The sequence below is a fragment of the Mesorhizobium sp. YR577 genome, assembly GCF_900116595.1.
Classification (GTDB): Bacteria; Pseudomonadota; Alphaproteobacteria; order Rhizobiales; family Rhizobiaceae; genus Mesorhizobium_M.
Genome location: NZ_FPBI01000001.1, coordinates 87,880 through 102,853, shown reverse-complemented (window position 1 = coordinate 102,853; position 14,974 = coordinate 87,880). Strand labels below are relative to the sequence as shown.

The 14,974-nt window shown below is 63.2% G+C and carries 16 protein-coding genes; 8 read left to right on the top strand and 8 right to left on the bottom strand.

Annotated elements, in window-relative coordinates:
* Positions 1 to 211: 211 nt before the first annotated feature.
* The gene (locus BM413_RS00560) at positions 212 to 1,927 is read left to right on the top strand and encodes an adenylate/guanylate cyclase domain-containing protein (protein WP_091908923.1); all 1,716 of its coding nucleotides are present in this window, start codon (positions 212 to 214) and stop codon (positions 1,925 to 1,927) included.
* A 52-nt stretch (positions 1,928 to 1,979) separates the two neighbouring features.
* Here BM413_RS00560 and BM413_RS00555 read toward each other — a convergent pair whose 3' ends face one another.
* Both BM413_RS00555 and BM413_RS00550 read right to left on the bottom strand, forming a co-directional pair.
* Positions 1,980 to 3,563: an alkaline phosphatase D family protein gene (locus BM413_RS00555; protein ID WP_091908920.1), complete on the bottom strand. Its 1,584-nt coding sequence runs from the start codon at positions 3,561 to 3,563 to the stop codon at positions 1,980 to 1,982.
* Positions 3,564 to 3,686: 123 nt separating this feature from the next.
* A complete protein-coding gene (locus BM413_RS00550) occupies positions 3,687 to 5,744 on the bottom strand; it encodes a M3 family metallopeptidase (protein WP_091908917.1) in 2,058 nt (685 codons plus the stop codon).
* A 148-nt stretch (positions 5,745 to 5,892) separates the two neighbouring features.
* Here BM413_RS00550 and BM413_RS00545 point away from each other — a divergent pair, with 148 nt between their 5' ends.
* On the top strand, positions 5,893 to 6,369 hold the full coding sequence (locus BM413_RS00545) for a MarR family winged helix-turn-helix transcriptional regulator (protein ID WP_091908914.1): 477 nt from the start codon (positions 5,893 to 5,895) through the stop codon (positions 6,367 to 6,369).
* A complete protein-coding gene (locus tag BM413_RS00540) occupies positions 6,366 to 7,598 on the top strand; it encodes a multidrug effflux MFS transporter (RefSeq protein WP_091908911.1) in 1,233 nt (410 codons plus the stop codon). The genes BM413_RS00545 and BM413_RS00540 overlap by 4 nt, the downstream gene beginning before the upstream one ends.
* A gap of 3 nt (positions 7,599 to 7,601) precedes the next feature.
* Here BM413_RS00540 and BM413_RS00535 read toward each other — a convergent pair whose 3' ends face one another.
* From BM413_RS00535 to BM413_RS00515, 5 genes are read right to left on the bottom strand one after another with little or no spacing between them, the layout of a single operon-like run.
* The gene (locus BM413_RS00535) at positions 7,602 to 8,015 is read right to left on the bottom strand and encodes a nuclear transport factor 2 family protein (RefSeq protein ID WP_091908908.1); all 414 of its coding nucleotides are present in this window, start codon (positions 8,013 to 8,015) and stop codon (positions 7,602 to 7,604) included.
* Between the two features lie 33 nt (positions 8,016 to 8,048).
* Positions 8,049 to 8,693 (bottom strand): carbonic anhydrase, encoded by a 645-nt coding sequence (locus BM413_RS00530; protein WP_091908905.1) that lies wholly within the window; start codon positions 8,691 to 8,693, stop codon positions 8,049 to 8,051.
* A gap of 51 nt (positions 8,694 to 8,744) precedes the next feature.
* On the bottom strand, positions 8,745 to 9,521 hold the full coding sequence (locus BM413_RS00525) for a DUF429 domain-containing protein (RefSeq protein WP_091908902.1): 777 nt from the start codon (positions 9,519 to 9,521) through the stop codon (positions 8,745 to 8,747).
* Positions 9,518 to 10,402: a pyridoxal kinase PdxY gene (pdxY, locus tag BM413_RS00520; RefSeq protein WP_091908898.1), complete on the bottom strand. Its 885-nt coding sequence runs from the start codon at positions 10,400 to 10,402 to the stop codon at positions 9,518 to 9,520. The genes BM413_RS00525 and pdxY overlap by 4 nt, the downstream gene beginning before the upstream one ends.
* A 4-nt stretch (positions 10,403 to 10,406) precedes the next feature.
* Positions 10,407 to 10,661, bottom strand: a complete 255-nt coding sequence (locus BM413_RS00515; protein ID WP_091910191.1) for a hypothetical protein — start codon at positions 10,659 to 10,661, stop codon at positions 10,407 to 10,409.
* 166 nt (positions 10,662 to 10,827) lie between these two features.
* On the opposite strand from BM413_RS00515, the gene BM413_RS00510 reads away from it, so the two are divergent.
* The 5 genes from BM413_RS00510 to ppa all read left to right on the top strand — a co-directional run bounded on the left by BM413_RS00510 (position 10,828) and on the right by ppa (position 14,246).
* Positions 10,828 to 11,451, top strand: coding sequence for a LemA family protein (locus BM413_RS00510; protein ID WP_091908895.1), 624 nt, complete (start codon positions 10,828 to 10,830; stop codon positions 11,449 to 11,451).
* An 84-nt stretch (positions 11,452 to 11,535) separates the two neighbouring features.
* The gene (locus BM413_RS00505; protein ID WP_091908891.1) at positions 11,536 to 12,372 is read left to right on the top strand and encodes a TPM domain-containing protein; all 837 of its coding nucleotides are present in this window, start codon (positions 11,536 to 11,538) and stop codon (positions 12,370 to 12,372) included.
* The gene (locus BM413_RS00500; RefSeq protein WP_091908888.1) at positions 12,373 to 13,017 is read left to right on the top strand and encodes a TPM domain-containing protein; all 645 of its coding nucleotides are present in this window, start codon (positions 12,373 to 12,375) and stop codon (positions 13,015 to 13,017) included.
* A gap of 86 nt (positions 13,018 to 13,103) precedes the next feature.
* Positions 13,104 to 13,610, top strand: coding sequence for a GNAT family N-acetyltransferase (locus tag BM413_RS00495; RefSeq protein ID WP_091908885.1), 507 nt, complete (start codon positions 13,104 to 13,106; stop codon positions 13,608 to 13,610).
* A gap of 99 nt (positions 13,611 to 13,709) precedes the next feature.
* On the top strand, positions 13,710 to 14,246 hold the full coding sequence (gene ppa / locus BM413_RS00490; RefSeq protein WP_091908882.1) for an inorganic diphosphatase: 537 nt from the start codon (positions 13,710 to 13,712) through the stop codon (positions 14,244 to 14,246).
* An 89-nt stretch (positions 14,247 to 14,335) separates the two neighbouring features.
* Here the strand turns inward: ppa and BM413_RS00485 are convergent, their stop codons facing one another.
* Positions 14,336 to 14,947: a hypothetical protein gene (locus BM413_RS00485; protein ID WP_091908877.1), complete on the bottom strand. Its 612-nt coding sequence runs from the start codon at positions 14,945 to 14,947 to the stop codon at positions 14,336 to 14,338.
* Positions 14,948 to 14,974 lie beyond the last annotated feature (27 nt).

The window sequence follows — 14,974 nt, the reverse complement described above, 5'->3', positions numbered from 1 at the left end:
CGCGCCGCGTTTCATTTGCGCGCGCTCTTACATGGTTTTTCGCAATTGCGAAAGGGGGACGGCGCAGGGCAGCCATGCAAAGCGCGGTTTGGCGGCATTTTCCGGCCCAATGATAACCGCGAATTGACCGACCGTGAGGGCAGGCGCTTATTGACTGTAGAGCGCGCAGCCTTAAACCCTTTGTTCCAGGCGAGGAGCGAAACAACAGCATATGGCCGCACCGCAATTATCGCAGGCCCCGGCAAGAAGACTACTTTCCGACAGGAATTTGCGGACGGCGCGGCTCGTCTCCGGCATGGTGCTGATGACATTCGTCACCATGCACCTCCTGAACCACGCGCTCCTGCTGATCTCGCTGCCGGCCGCAGAGGCTATGCGCCCGTGGTTCCTGATGATCTGGCGCAATCCGCTGGGCACCGTCGCCCTCTATGGCGCGGTGTCCGTCCATTTCGCGCTGGCGCTGCTCTCGCTCTACCGCAAGCGCGGGCTCATCATGCCGATGCGCGAGATATTCCAGATCGTTCTCGGCTTCGCCATTCCCCTTATGATTGCCGAACATGTCATCGGCACGCGGGTTTTCCACACGCTGACCGGCGTCGAGGACAGCTACCGCTATGTCCTGCGATCGCTCTGGGTCGCCTCTCCCGTGGGCGGGGTAAGGCAGTCCGTCGCCACGATCGTCATATGGGTGCATGGCTGCCTCGGTCTCTATTTCTGGTTGCGTTACCGCCATTGGTACCCGCGGGTCGCGCCCTGGCTGCTGATTGTCGCCGTGCTCGTTCCGGTGCTGGCGCTGCTCGGTTTTGTCGAAGGCGGCAGGACCATCGCTTCGATCGGTGCAACGCCGCCACAGATCAACGCGCCGGTCATCGCCAACGACAGGCAGATCAAGGAGATGCTGATCCGAAGCGTCTATCTCGGCTTCGGCGGCCTGCTGGCCGGCGTCTTTGCGCTGCGGGCGCTGCGGGCATACCGGGAAAGGCGCAATCTCATCGAGGTTCGCTATTCCGACGGCCACGTCGTCCGCGTCGCCAGGGGCTACAGCGTTCTGGAAGCAAGCCGCGTCGGCGGCATTCCGCATTATGCAGTCTGCGGCGGCAAGGGACGGTGCTCGACCTGCCGGATCAAGGTTTCCGAAGGGTTGGAAAATCTGCCGCCGCCCAATTCGGTCGAGCAGGCAACGCTCAAGCGGCTCGGCGCCGATCCGGACGTGCGGCTGGCCTGCCAGCTGCGCCCCACCGGCAATGTCAGCGTGACGCCGCTGCTGGTGCCCGATCGCAATCGCCTGCTCCTGCCCGGACAGCCGGTGATACCCGGCCGCGAAAGGGAGGTCGCGGTGCTTTTCTGCGATATCCGCAATTTCACCGGCCTTGCCGACCATCGCCTGCCCTTCGACATCGTCTTCCTGCTCAACCGCTATTTCGCCATGGTCGGAAAGGCTGTCGAGCAGGCCGGCGGCAGGATGGACAAATTCATCGGCGATGGCGCCATGGCCCTGTTCGGCGTCGACACGACCAATGTCGAGGCGTGCCGGCAGGCGCTTGCCGCCGCAGCCGCCATCATCCGGGACCTCGAGCAGCTCAATGACGATCTGGCCGGCGAGATAAGCTCACCGCTTCGGGTCGCGATCGGCATCCATGCCGGCCCGGCGATCGTCGGTGCGATGGGCTACCGCGATGTCATGGGCGTGACGGCGGTCGGCGACACCGTCAATGTCGCCAGCCGGCTGGAACTGGCAGCCAAGGAGTTCAACGCCACGGTCGTCGTCTCCGAAACGGTCGTTCAACTGTCCGGGCTCGACCTGTCCGCATTCGATATCCGCGACATCGACATTCGCGGACGGGCACTGCCGCTCAAGGTGCGCGTCGTGCCTCGGGGCGCTACGCTTCCGATCGTGGCGCAGAAGCCTGCCGCCGACGCGGCATAGTCGCAGGCCCGATGGCCGGGAAGGATTACCCAGCCATCAGGCCTTTGCGAAATCAGGCTGCGCGGACCGGATCGAGCGTCACCTTGTAGAGTTCGTTGTCATCGCGATCCATCAGCCGCACGGTCAGCTGCTCGCTGGCGCCGTCGATATCGACAAGGCCGAAGAACTGCAGACCAGCCGATGGCGGCAGGTTCTGGCCCTGCTCGGCGCTCGGCGCCTTGATGAACTTCAGCTCGGGCCCAAAAGTCATGTCGAGATCGTTCGGCCCGAAAGTGCCGGAATGAAGCGGGCCGGAGACGAATTCCCAGAACGGGTTGAAGTCCTGGAACTGCGCCTTGTCCGGATTGTAGTAATGGGCAGCCGTATAGTGCACGTCTGCCGTCAGCCACACCGTGTTGTCGATGCCGGCATTCTTGATGAAGCGCAGCAGATCGGCGATCTCCAGTTCGCGCCCCTTGGCAGACCCATTGTCGCCATTGGCGACGGCCTCGGCGCCCTTCTTGTCCTTGCCATTGTCCCAGACGACCACGCCCAGCGGCATGTCTGCGGCGATAACCTTCCATGTAGCCTTGGAGTTGGCGAGTTCGCGCTTGAGCCAGCGGATCTGCTCTTCGCCGAGGATGCGGGCGTCCGGCGTCAGCGTGTCGAGCATCGACTCGGCCTCGCCGTTCGGACCGCGATAGGAGCGCATGTCGAGGAAGAACACGTCGACCAGCGGGCCATAGGCGATCTTGCGATAGACACGGCCGGGTTCGGCCGGCGTGAAGCGGATAGGCGTCATCTCGTGGAAGGCGCGGCCGGCACGGGCCGAAAGCAGCGCGATCGACTTCTCCGTGTAGCGCTCGTCCGCCATCAGGTTCTTCGAGCTCGACCAGTTGTTGGTGACCTCGTGGTCGTCCCACTGGAAGAAGGTCGGGCAGATGGCGTTCAGCGCCAGCACGTTCTTGTCGAGCAGGTTGTATTTCCACTGGCCGCGATACTCGTCCAGCGTTTCGGCGACCTTGCGCTTCTCATCGATCAGCACCGTGTTCTTCCACTTGGTGCCGTCCTTGAGATCGACCTCGTCGGTCATCGCGCCATCGGCATAGATCGTGTCACCTGAATGCAGGAAGAAGTCCGGCGTGTGCTTGGCCATGGTGGCGTAGGTCTTCATGCCGGTCTCGTCGATGCCCCAGCCCTGGCCGGCGGTATCGCCCGACCATGCAAAACGGATATTGCGCTTGGAGGCAGGCGCGGTGCGGAAGCGCCCGACGATCGGCTCGGACACGGTGTTGATATCGGCAAGATCAGCCGCCGTCATGCGATAGAAGATGTCCTGATCGGAAGCGAGGTCGGTGAGCAGGCGTTTCACCGTCAGATCGCCGTCCGGCAGGGTGTTGAGCGGCGCAAGCCTGGTCGCATTGGCGAAACTCTCGGTCGAGGACACCTCGAACATCACGCGCGCCGGACGGTCGGTGCGCGTCCACACCATGCCGGACGTCGCATCGACATCGCCCGACTGGACGCCATGGGTGAAGCTCGGCCGTGCATTGGCGCGGGAATAGAAGGGCATGGCGAGGCCCGTGGCGCTGACGATGCCGGCGGCACCTGCCGACGCGACGAAGGCGCGGCGGGAAAGGCGTGCGAATTTGTTCATGGCTGTCTCCTGGATGGCGTGAACATGCGGGAGACAGCCATCGCCCTGCCATGTTGCAGGGCGATTGCGGTTTGATGAATTTTCAATGACGGTGCACCGGTCGTGCACCGTCGAAAGTGCCGGTCAGATCAACCCGCGCTTCTCCATCATCGCATCGGGCGTCGGCATCTTGCCGCGGAAAGCCGTGTAAAGTTCTTCCGGATCTGCCGAACCACCCGCCGAATAGATGTATTTGCGCAGCCGCTCGGCCATGGCCGGGTCGAAGGCGTTGCCGGTCTCCTCGAATGCGGCAAAGGCGTCGGCATCGAGCACTTCAGACCACATGTATGAGTAATAGCCCGCCGAATAGCCTTCGCCGGAAAACACATGCTGGAAATGCGGGGTGCGGTGACGCATGACGATCGCGTCCGGCATATGCAGCTTTTCCAGTGTCTCGGCCTCGAAGGCGAGCGGGTTTTCAGGCGCGTCCGCCCGCGCATGATAGGCCATGTCGACCAGCGCCGAGGAGGTGAACTCGACCGTGTTGAAGCCGGCCCCGAAGGTCCGCGCCGCCAGCATCTTGTCGAGCAGCGCCTTCGGCATCGGCTTGCCGGTCTTGTAGTGGAGCGCGTGCTTTTCCAGAACCTCCGGCACGGTCAGCCAGTGCTCGTAGAGCTGCGACGGCAGTTCGACGAAATCGCGCGACACTGACGTTCCCGCGACCGAGGGCCATGTCACGTCGGTCAGCATGCCATGCAAGGCGTGGCCGAATTCGTGGAACAGCGTCTTGGCCTCGTCGAGCGACAGAAGCGCTGGCTCGCCCTCCGCCGGCTTGGCGAAGTTCATGATGTTGTAGATGATCGGGGTCGAGCCCCTGCCGAGCTTGTAGCCCGACTGCAGCGCGCTCATCCATGCGCCCGAGCGCTTCGAGGGCCGGGCGAAATAGTCGGCCAGGAACAGGCCGCGGAAACTGCCATTGGCGTTGCGCACTTCGAAAACGCGCGCATCCGGATGCCAGGCCGGAATGCCCTGGCGTTCAACGAAAGTGACGCCGAACAGGCGCGTGGCCACGTCGAAACAGGCCTCGATGACGCGCTCAAGCTGCAGATATGGCTTCAGTTCGGCCTCGTCGAAGGCATATTTCTCGGCGCGCAGCTTTTCCTGATAGTGGCGCCAATCCCAAGCTGCCAGCTTCTCGTTGCTTCCTTCGGCCGCCGCGAGGCGCTGCAGATCGATCTCGTCGGCGGCCGCCTTTTCGCGCGCCTTGTCCCACACCGGCTCCAGCAGCGACATGACCGCTGCCGGCGTCTTGGCCATCGTGTCGTCGAGCTTCAGTGCCGCAAAGCTTTCATAGCCGACGAGCTTCGCCTTTTCGGCACGCAGCTCCAGCGTTTTCTTCACCACCGCACCATTGTCGGTCGCGCCGCCGTTCTGGCCGCGCATGGTGAAGGCACGGAACGCCTTTTCGCGCAGGTCGCGGCGCTGCGAGAATGTCGTGAAGGGCTCGTAGATCGAGCGCGACAAAGTAACGGCATAGCGCCCTTTCTGGCCGCGCGATTCGGCCGCCTGAGCCATGGCGCTTTTCACGAATTCGGGCAGGCCGGCGAGATCGCCCTCGTCAAGGAACAGCACCCAGTCGCGCTCGTCGGCCAGCACGTTCTGGCCGAATTTCGCGCCGAGCGAGGCAAGCTCCTCATTGATTGCAGCAAGCCGCTTCTTGCCATCGGCGTAGAGCTTGGCGCCGGCGCGGACAAAACCTTTCCAGCTTCGCTCCAGCACCCGCAGCGTCTCGGGGTCCAGGTTGAGAGATGCACGACGCTCGTAGAGATCGTCGATGCGCGCAAACAGCTTCTCGTTCATCGAGATCGCCGAGAAATGCCGCGCCATCTTCGGCGAGATATCGCGTTCCAGCGCCTGGATATCGTCATTGGTGTGAGCGCCGGCCCGGCACCAGAAGATCGAGGAGACGCGGTCGAGCGCATCGCCGGCAAGTTCCAGCGCCTTCAACGTATTGTCGACCGTCGGCCGGTCCTCGCTGTTTGCGATCACATCGATTTCTGCCGCATGCGCTTTCAGCGCAGCGTCGAAAACGGGTCCGAAATCGCCATCGCCGATACGCGAAAAGTCCGGCAGGCCAAGCGGCCCGTTCCAAAGCGTGAGGGCAGTGTTCTCAAGATCGATGGCGGCGGCTTCGGAAGACATGGCTGCCCTTTCATAAGTTCAAAGAGATGGCGTCGATGAATATGGCGAACCCGACCGATGTAGGGCGGACCATCTTTCCGCGCAACTCTTGACGTGCTCGCCACCACTTAATAAGACAAACTTATAATAAGGCGAGCTTAGTATTTTCATGCCCTACAGACCCGATCCGGACGGCTTCGGCTTTCTCGTCACCGACGTGGCGAGGCTGATCCGTTCCGAAATGGATCGGCGCATCGGCCTGGCCGGGCTCGGTCTCACCGCCAGTGAAGCGCGCACGCTGACGCATGCGGCCCGTACCGGTGCTGTTCGCCAGAACGTGCTGGCCGAACGCATGGGCGTCGAGGCCATGACCGTGAGCGGTGCGCTGGATCGCCTGGAGGCGCGCGGCCTGGTCGAAAGGCGGCCCGACCCGACCGATCGCCGCGCAAAGCTCGTCCAGCTCACGGAAAAGACTGACGAACTGCTGGCGCGTATGGCACCGATAGGCGCCGGCATCCGCGTCGACGCCTCGCAGGGCATCGACCCGGACGACTGGAAACGCCTGCTCGATATGCTGAAGACCGCGCGCGCCAATCTTCAGGCCGTCAAATCCGAAGCATCCGGCGACGAAAGCGACGCGGCATGAACATGCAGCCTCCCCTCGCGTCCGCTCCGGTGATGAGCGAGCGCCGCACCGCGCTGATCGGTGCGCTGCTGGCTGCCATCGGCCCGATCTCGATGGCTTTGTTCACGCCCGCCATGCCCGAGATCGTCAGCGCCTTCGGCACCACCGAGGCCGCGGTGAAGATGACGATGTCGCTCTATTTCGGCGGCTTTGCCTTCGCCCAGCTGGTTTGCGGGCCGCTGTCCGATGCCTTCGGTCGCCGCCCCATAACCATCGCCTTCATGGGCATCTATCTTGCCGCCAGCATCTTCGCGCTGCTGTCGCCGACGATCGAGCTGCTGATCGCCGCGCGGTTCCTGCAAGGCATCGGCGCTGCTGTCGGCGTCGCCATCTCCCGGGCGCTGGTGCGCGACCTTTTCACCCATGAGCGCTCCGCCCGCATCATGAACCTGATCGGCATCATCCTTGCCATCGGGCCGGCGCTATCGCCGACGCTGGGCGGCATCACCATGGAGCTGTTCGGCTGGCACGCCATCTTTCTCTTGATGGTGGGCATGGGAACGCTGATCATACTCGTCACCGTCTTTTCCATGCGCGAGACGGTGACGCGCGATCCTTCGCGGTTTCACCCGGTCCGGCTTGCGCGCGCTTACGGCACGATCCTTTCAACGCCCTATTTCACGCTGTCCAGCCTGGCGATCGCCGGCACCACCGGCGCGCTTTATGCCATGGCGACGATGCTGCCGTTCGTCATGATGGACCATGTTGGCTTGACGCCGACCCAGTTCGGCGCCGCGATGCTGATCCAGTCACTGAGCTATCTGGTCGGATCGCTGGTTCTGCGCACCCTCATCGGCCGCTTCGGGGCGTTTCGGCTCATGCCATTCGGCCTGGCCAGCGTCGGCGCGGCCGCTCTCGGACTGGCGATCGGGCTGAGGCTGTTCGAGCCGACATTTCTCACCGTCATGGTGCCGGTCGGCTTTTATGCCTTCGGCATAGCCTTCGTCATGCCGGCCATGAGCACGGCGGCGATGGCGCCTTTCCCAAGGAATGCCGGCGCGGCCGCGGCCATGATGGGCTTCATGCAGATGGGTTTCGGTTTGCTCGGCGGCGCCTGCGCCGCACTGATCGGCGATCCGATCACCGCCATATCGACGATCATCCCGATGATGGGCGTGATGGCGATCCTGGCATGGCTGTTCTGGCGGCGTCTGCCTGAGCCGGCGCATCTGGCCGCGCACCGGCACTGAGTCTCAGTAGGCTTCGCAGCTCTCGGCAAGACGCGTCTGGATATTTTCCACGATGCGCGTGCCGGAAATCGCAAACGTCTCGCGCATGAGCACGTCATTGGCGGGGAAATCGTAGCAGGCGAGAACCGTCGTCACGCCGTCCTCGGTGCCTTGGACCCTGTGGCGAACCACGAGGCCTTTGGCAGCCTCCCGCCACTCGTCCAACGAAGCAAGGAATTCGGGCTTCGACTGCACCACGCCAAGGTCGAGCAGTTTCATCTCGGCATCTTCGGCAAGCAGATTGGAAAGCGCATCCTCGTCAACAGTGACGAGCGCTGCGTACCAACGCTCCACCACCGTCTGATCGGCGAATGCGGGAAGGCCGGGAAAAAGCAGGACCGTGGCCAGAAGCGTTGCCGCCAGATGCTTGCCGGCCATCATGTCCTCCGCTCTATAAGAGGTGGAAGGATCTCACTCGGCTTCCGGCCGCTCGAAATCGCCGGTTTCGCGGTTCATCACCCAGAGCTCGCCTGTCGAAATGTCGAACCAGGCGCCATGCAGCGTAAGACGCCCCTTGTCCTCGAGGATCTTGATGCATGGGAAAGTCCGGAGATTGGCGATGGAATAGCGGATCGAAATCCGCTCCAGCGACGTCTGCCGTTCCACTGTCGTCATCATCGTGTTGTTCGAAACGGACTCGGCGGCAGGCGCCAGCAGGCTCATCCAGCGTCCGATGAAATCACCCGGCGAAAGCGGCAGCGCATCGGAATCGAGTGCCGCCTTGATACCGCCGCAGCGGCCATGGCCCATGACCACGATGTTCTTGACCTTCAGCGCCTGCACCGCGAATTCGAGCGCGGCGGAAGTGGAGTGATATTCGCCGTCGGGCGCATATGGCGGCACCAGATTGGCGACGTTGCGCAGCACGAAAAGCTCGCCCGGGCCGGCGTCGAAGATGATTTCAGGCGCCGAGCGCGAGTCGCAACACGCTATAACGAGTGTTTCCGGCGTCTGGCCGTCGCGGGCAAGATCGCGATAACGGCTGGTCTCCGTCTGGAAGCGACCGCTCATGAAGTTGCGGTAACCGGCGAGCAGCTTTTCTGGAAGATGCATCATGACTGACGCCATTAGCGGCAACGCGGGATGCGATCAACGTGAATCATCGCGTCATACCCAAATGGCCACAGGGATGCCGTGGCCGTCCAGGCCGGGCGGATCGGGAAAGGAGATCGCTTCACCGCGCGCAACGCGTTCTGCAACCAGCATCACGGCAGCCGCATCGAGAAAATCGTCTTCGGCAGCACCGCGTGGCGGCGACCGGTCAAGAAAGGCGCGAGGCAGGCCGTTGCCGGCCAGAAGCGCCTTGCGCTCTTCCATGCCCGCCGGGTTGACGCGACCCTTGATCTTCTTGGGCAGCGCCATCGCCTGCAGTCCATTCAATTGCCAGAACGCCACTTCTGGATGGGATTCGACAATTCTGCTCCGCAGTTCCGGACGCGCGATCAGCAGCCCGTCCAGTTCGCGGATCTTGGAGAATATGCCAAACGCCTGGATGGAAACGCCGCGCGGCGGATCGGAGGTTTCGCGCGCCACAGCACTTGCCCGGGCGTGTGCTTCGTACCAGGCGTCCAGCGTGGTGAAGTCGGCCGTATCGGCATAGAGTGCCGCTCGCGACGGGATCGAGAACACGCTCGACTGCCGTTGCCCCAGCAGCGGTCGCACCAGCGCCTCCGGCCCGCGCCCGCCTCTTGCCGAAAACGCCGGCAGGCCGATGGGCATATCAACCGCAATTGCGGCGTCGGCGGGAAACGCCTCGAGCAAGCCTGCGAATGTCTTGAACACACTTGCCTCAGGCTCGCAGCCGGCGCGGCGCGAAACTGCTACCCAGCCGGCCTTGCAGCCGTCGACCCCAACGGCTGTGCGTGCGCCGGACGCACCATTCAAGCCCGCCGGCCCTTGCCGGGATGCATCAGGTGGCGAAGCTGTACCATCGCCATGGGGTGCGACAGGCTCTGCGCATCTGTCTCGAGCTGCAGCTCATCGCCGCCGCGCTTGGCCGTCCGCGCCAGGATTTCGAACACCGCAGCCGTGGTCGACTGCAGCGCCTTTTCCACCGGCTGGCCGCCGAGCAACCGCGCCAGGAAGACGGCAGCAGTGAGATCGCCGAGACCATTGGGAGGCCGCTCGATAATGCGATGTTCTGCCAGCAGCGCAGCACTGGGCGTCAAGAGCAGATTGCCGGTGCTGCCGGCCATCATTGCCGGTGCCGAAGTCACCAGCATCATCTCGGGACCGACCTGCTGGGCTGCCGCCATCACCGATTTGATGTCTTCGAGCTTGGTGCCGGTCAGCCATTCCAGCTCGTAACGGTTGGGCGTCGCGATATCGGCAATCGGCAGCAGCACGTCGCGCAAGGCGATCGCCAGCGCCTCGGGCACGTAGAGCCCGCCGAGATCGCCCATCACCGGGTCGCAAATATAGGTCGCCCGCGGGTTTTTGGCGCGCACCGCCTCGACCAGCGAGGCCACGGCCTTCGCCTGCTCGGCATTGCCGAGATAGCCTGACAGCACGCCGGTGACCTCGCCCAGCCAGGGTGCGCGCTCCAGATCCTTCATCAGCGCGGAAAACTGTTCCGGCTCCGGCACGATCCTTGTCGCGCGGCCATGACCGGGATGCCAGGGCAGTATCACGGTCGGCACCGCCCAGACAGGATAGCCAAGCGTTTCCAGCGCAAAGACGGCAGCGCGGTTACCCACCGAACCGCGCACGACATGGCTGGAAATGACGATGACGGCGCGCGGCGCGTCGACAGTTTCGGAATTCATGAAATCAAGCGCCCCGCACCAAGAACATTACCAGCCAGGCCAGAAGCCCGACGCAGATCACCAGCCCTAGCACGCGGCCGATGCGCGTGCCGAGATGATCGACCCAATCGCTTTCGTCGACGTCGGCAGCCGAAACGTGATCGCGAGCGCGTTTGACCGTGCGCGAAACCAGCGACGAGCCACTGCTGTCGGCCTCGCGCGCAATGCGATCGAGAATGCGCCGTGATTCGACGCTTGCGTCCTTGTCCCGCTCTGCCACGTTCGAAATTCCCGTTTCCGCCAAGTCTATCGCGTTCGTCTTAGCATTCACAGTGCACAGTCCCCTTGGGGGCGGCGCTTGTTGAGCTGCTCGTTACACAACCCGTTTCCTTATGCGGCGATTGTGATACTTCTTGCGCGTCCGATCATGATCCAGGGGATATTCCATGTTCGCCCAGCGACTTCTCCCGTTCCCGTCCATCCGCATGCTTCCGGCATTCCTGCTGATGGCGATCGCATTGCCGCTTCTGGCGGGCTGCGGCTACAACACGATTCCCACGAATGAGGAAAAGGCCAAGGCGGCCTGGAGCGAGGTGCTCAACCAGTACCAGCGCCGTGCCGACCTGATCCCCAACCTCGTCGAGACGGTCAAGGGCTATGCCTCCCATGAAAAGGATGTGCTCGAAGGCGTCGTCGAGGCGCGCGCCAAGGCAACGCAGATGACACTGCCGCCCGAAGCGCTGAACGATCCGGCAAAGTTCAAGGCCTTCCAGGACAGCCAGTCGGGCCTGACCAGCGCCCTGTCGCGGCTGCTGGCAGTGGTGGAAAACTATCCCGACCTGAAGGCCAACCAGAACTTCCTCGCCTTGCAGGCGCAGCTCGAAGGCACGGAAAACCGCATCGCCGTTGCGCGCCGCGACTACATCGAGGCCGTGCGGGTCTACAACACGACGTTGAAGACCTTCCCGTCCCTCATCTGGGCCAAGCTGTGGTTCACCAACAACCAGCCGTTCCAGAACTTCACCGTACCGGACGACAAGATCGAAGTGCCGACGGTCAAGTTCAACTAGAGCAGCCAGGACAGCGCATTCGATTGATCCGAGGCAGCGATGATTGACGCCGGCGCCAGATGGCAACGCGCTCTTCCGGCTCGCATGGGCCAGCAGGCGCATGTCCTTGTCGGCCTGCTCTTTGCGCTTCTGGCGTTCTGCGCAATTGCCCAGGCCGCCGAGCTGCCGGCACTGACAGGCCGCGTCGTCGACAGCGCCGGGATGATGAGCCCGGCCGACCGTGCAGCCCTTGAACAGAAGCTTGCGGCCTTCGAGAAGAAGTCGTCTGACCAGATCGTCGTCGCCACCATCCCGAGCCTCAACGGCGAGGAGATTGAGCCCTACGCCAACCGGCTGTTCCGCGCCTGGGGGCTGGGCCAGGCCGGCGAAAACAACGGCGTGCTGCTGCTCGTCGCGCAAGCGGACCGCAAGATGCGCATTGAGGTCGGCTATGGCCTTGAAGGCACGCTGACCGACTTGCATTCGAAACTCATCATCGAAAACACCATGGTGCCTGCCTTCCGCGCCGGCGACTTTTCCGCCGGCATTTCGGGCGCCGTCGACGACATCACCATGGTTCTCGAAGGCAACGGCGCCGAACTCGAAGCCCGCGCCAAGCGCAACCAGAGTGACGATTCCGAACCGGTCGACATCGCTGTGGTGATTTTCCTGCTCATCTGGGGGACGCTGTTCTTCGGCGGCTTCGCCATAAACATCCTGCCGCCGATGCTCGGCACCAAGATCGGACCCGGCCGCTACAGATGGCTCGGCATGGATTTCAACTATGGCACAGGTTCGGGCCGGTCGTCGCGCGGTGGCTGGACTTCGGGCGGCGGAGGCTGGTCATCCGGTGGCGGTGGCGGCGGCTGGTCGTCGGGTGGCGGCGGTTTTTCCGGCGGTGGCGGCTCGTCCGGCGGCGGCGGTTCGTCGGGGAGCTGGTAGATGCGGACACCGGTACAAACCATGAGCGCCGAAGACCACGCCCGCATTGCCGAAGCGATTCGCGCAGCCGAAAAAGACACGGCAGGCGAAATCTACTGCGTCGTCGCGCGCTCCAGCGACAGCTATTTCTTTCCGGCCGGCTTCATGATCCTCGCGACGATCCTGATCCTCAGCCTCGCCGTCGCGTTCGGGCTCGAATATTGGTGGGTCAGCGTTCGCGCACCGGTCTTCGTCGCGGCGCAATTGCTTGCCGCCGCAAGCGCGCTGATCCTGCTGTGGCTGGTGCCGTCGGCGCGAATCTTGCTGGTGCCGCGCGGCCTCCGCTACCGTCGCGCGCATGACAATGCCTCGAAGCAATTCCTTGCCCGCAATGTCCATCTGACCAGCGAACGGACCGGCGTTCTGATCTTCGTTTCGCTGGCCGAGCGTTATGCCGCAGTCGTCGCCGACGCCGGCATCAACCAGCATGTGCCGCAGGAAGCATGGGACGACGTCATCCGCGAACTCACGGCGCATGCCAGACAGGACAGGCTGCCCGACGGTTTCGTGCGGGCGATCGCGACTGTCGGCAGCATGCTGGTCACCCATTTCCCGATCAGCAGCGGTGACGTCAACGAACTCGACGACCATCTGGTCGAGATTTGAGTTGTCAGGAGCCTGTGAAAACCAGGCTATACGCGATCATCGCTTGCTTGCCATGACCACAGATCAGCGGCTATGGTTAACGAACCATGAAGACGCTGAGCATAGACATTCGGAAGGCCGAACCGCACGACGCAGATGACATCGCCGATGTCCATCATGCCGCGTGGAACGGCGCCTATGCCGGCATCATCCCGCACCGGGCCCTGAACGCGATGATCAACCGGCGCGGCAGCGCATGGTGGAGCAATGCGATTCGCCGCGCCGCGACCGTTCTGGTGGTCGAGATCGGCGGCAAGGTGGCCGGCTATGCGACGGTCGGACGCAACCGCGCCCGCGACCTGCCGCAGCAGGGCGAGATTTATGAACTCTATCTGCGCCCCGAATATCAGGGCGTCGGCCTGGGCAGCCGGCTGTTCGCCGCGGCCCGCGAAAAACTTGCCGACCATGGCCTGAAGGGTATGGTCGTCTGGGCCCTGGAAGACAACGCCAACGCAGTGGCTTTCTATGCCGGCGCGGGCGGCCGCGATGTCGCCGAGGGCGTGGAAGTTTTCGACCAGAAGGCATTGCGCAAGGTCGCCTTCGTCTGGGACTGACCGGGTCCGAAAGATTCTGTCACACAAAGAGATGTTTGGCGCAGTTGCGCGCAGCGCGCCGGCCCGCTATTCGGTGCGCCGAAACGGAGATTACCCACCATGCGCATCGAAGCGATTTCCACGGGCAACAACCCACCTGAAGACGTCAACGTCATCATTGAGGTTCCGGTCGGCGGCGAGCCGATCAAATACGAGATGGACAAGGAATCCGGCACGCTGTTCGTCGACCGCTTCCTGCACACGCCGATGCGCTATCCCGGCAATTACGGTTTCGTGCCGCACACTTTGTCCGGCGACGGCGATCCGATCGACGTTCTGGTCTGCAACACGCGCGCTCTTTTTCCGGGCTGCGTCATCAATGTGCGCCCCATCGGCGTGCTGGTGATGGAAGACAATGCCGGCGAAGACGAGAAGATCATCGCCGTGCCGATGCCGAAGCTGACGCGGCGCTACGAGAACGTCTTCGAATACAATCAGCTGCCCGAGATCACGCTGCAGCAGGTCCAGCACTTCTTCGAGCACTACAAGGATCTGGAGCCCGGCAAGTGGGTCAAGATCGGCGGCTGGCACGATTCTGCCCGCGCCAAGCAGATGATCGCCGAAGCCGTCGAGCGCGGCAAGGCTTCGAAGGCGTAAGCCTCCGTCGACACCGCAGGAAACCAGAGCCCGCGCCGAGTCTATCGGGGCGGGCTTTTTTCATGGTGCGTCTTAACGACGGGCAGCAGTCACTGTTCCGGTTCCTCCTGGCGGGTGAATTCGGGCAGCGGCACCTCGCCGCTGACCTGAACCCGCTCGTCGGCACCGCAGACGAAGTCGCGCGCCTGTTCGTCCGCGATCCTTCGCGCCATGTCGTTTGCGGTCGGATTGCCGCTCGCGACCACAAGCCCGACGGCGCAGCTCTTGCCGTCGGTCAACTGCGCAACCCGCGACACCACAAGCACTTCGATTTTCTTTTCCGGATCTTCGGGATCGCTGACGAGACGCCGATGGATCGCGGCAAAGGGGATCGCCGTCTCGCCCTTGGTCTCGACACGCCATTCGATTTTCGGGCCGACGGAATTGAAGGCGGCAAAACTCTCCCAGGCCGGCGCCAGATCGCCGGGCGGCGGAAAACCGTAGAAAGCAGACTGCCGCGCATCGTCGTCATAGACGAGCACAGGAAAGCCGCGGTAACCGGGACAAACGAAATTGGCCCATTGGCCATCGCCTTCGGCCGCCACGGCCACCGTCGCGCAGTCCTTGCCGATGTCGAGATCGGTGTAGGCGCTCGAAATCTCGTCGGCAAAAGCCGAATGGCAGAAGCCAGCAAGCATCAGGCCGAGAAGCAATGGTCTCAAGGCGAAATCCTCCGGTTGCAGCGCGCG

Bases quoted from the DNA above. Each gene is read 5' to 3' on its own strand.
- BM413_RS00560 (WP_091908923.1), top strand. From the start codon at position 212: ATGGCCGCACCGCAATTATCGCAGGCCCCGGCAAGAAGACTACTTTCC.
- BM413_RS00555 (WP_091908920.1), bottom strand. From the start codon at position 3,563: ATGAACAAATTCGCACGCCTTTCCCGCCGCGCCTTCGTCGCGTCGGCA.
- BM413_RS00550 (WP_091908917.1), bottom strand. From the start codon at position 5,744: ATGTCTTCCGAAGCCGCCGCCATCGATCTTGAGAACACTGCCCTCACG.
- BM413_RS00545 (WP_091908914.1), top strand. From the start codon at position 5,893: ATGCCCTACAGACCCGATCCGGACGGCTTCGGCTTTCTCGTCACCGAC.
- BM413_RS00540 (WP_091908911.1), top strand. From the start codon at position 6,366: ATGAACATGCAGCCTCCCCTCGCGTCCGCTCCGGTGATGAGCGAGCGC.
- BM413_RS00535 (WP_091908908.1), bottom strand. From the start codon at position 8,015: ATGGCCGGCAAGCATCTGGCGGCAACGCTTCTGGCCACGGTCCTGCTT.
- BM413_RS00530 (WP_091908905.1), bottom strand. From the start codon at position 8,693: ATGATGCATCTTCCAGAAAAGCTGCTCGCCGGTTACCGCAACTTCATG.
- pdxY (WP_091908898.1), bottom strand. From the start codon at position 10,402: ATGAATTCCGAAACTGTCGACGCGCCGCGCGCCGTCATCGTCATTTCC.
- BM413_RS00510 (WP_091908895.1), top strand. From the start codon at position 10,828: ATGTTCGCCCAGCGACTTCTCCCGTTCCCGTCCATCCGCATGCTTCCG.
- BM413_RS00505 (WP_091908891.1), top strand. From the start codon at position 11,536: ATGGGCCAGCAGGCGCATGTCCTTGTCGGCCTGCTCTTTGCGCTTCTG.
- BM413_RS00500 (WP_091908888.1), top strand. From the start codon at position 12,373: ATGCGGACACCGGTACAAACCATGAGCGCCGAAGACCACGCCCGCATT.
- BM413_RS00495 (WP_091908885.1), top strand. From the start codon at position 13,104: ATGAAGACGCTGAGCATAGACATTCGGAAGGCCGAACCGCACGACGCA.
- ppa (WP_091908882.1), top strand. From the start codon at position 13,710: ATGCGCATCGAAGCGATTTCCACGGGCAACAACCCACCTGAAGACGTC.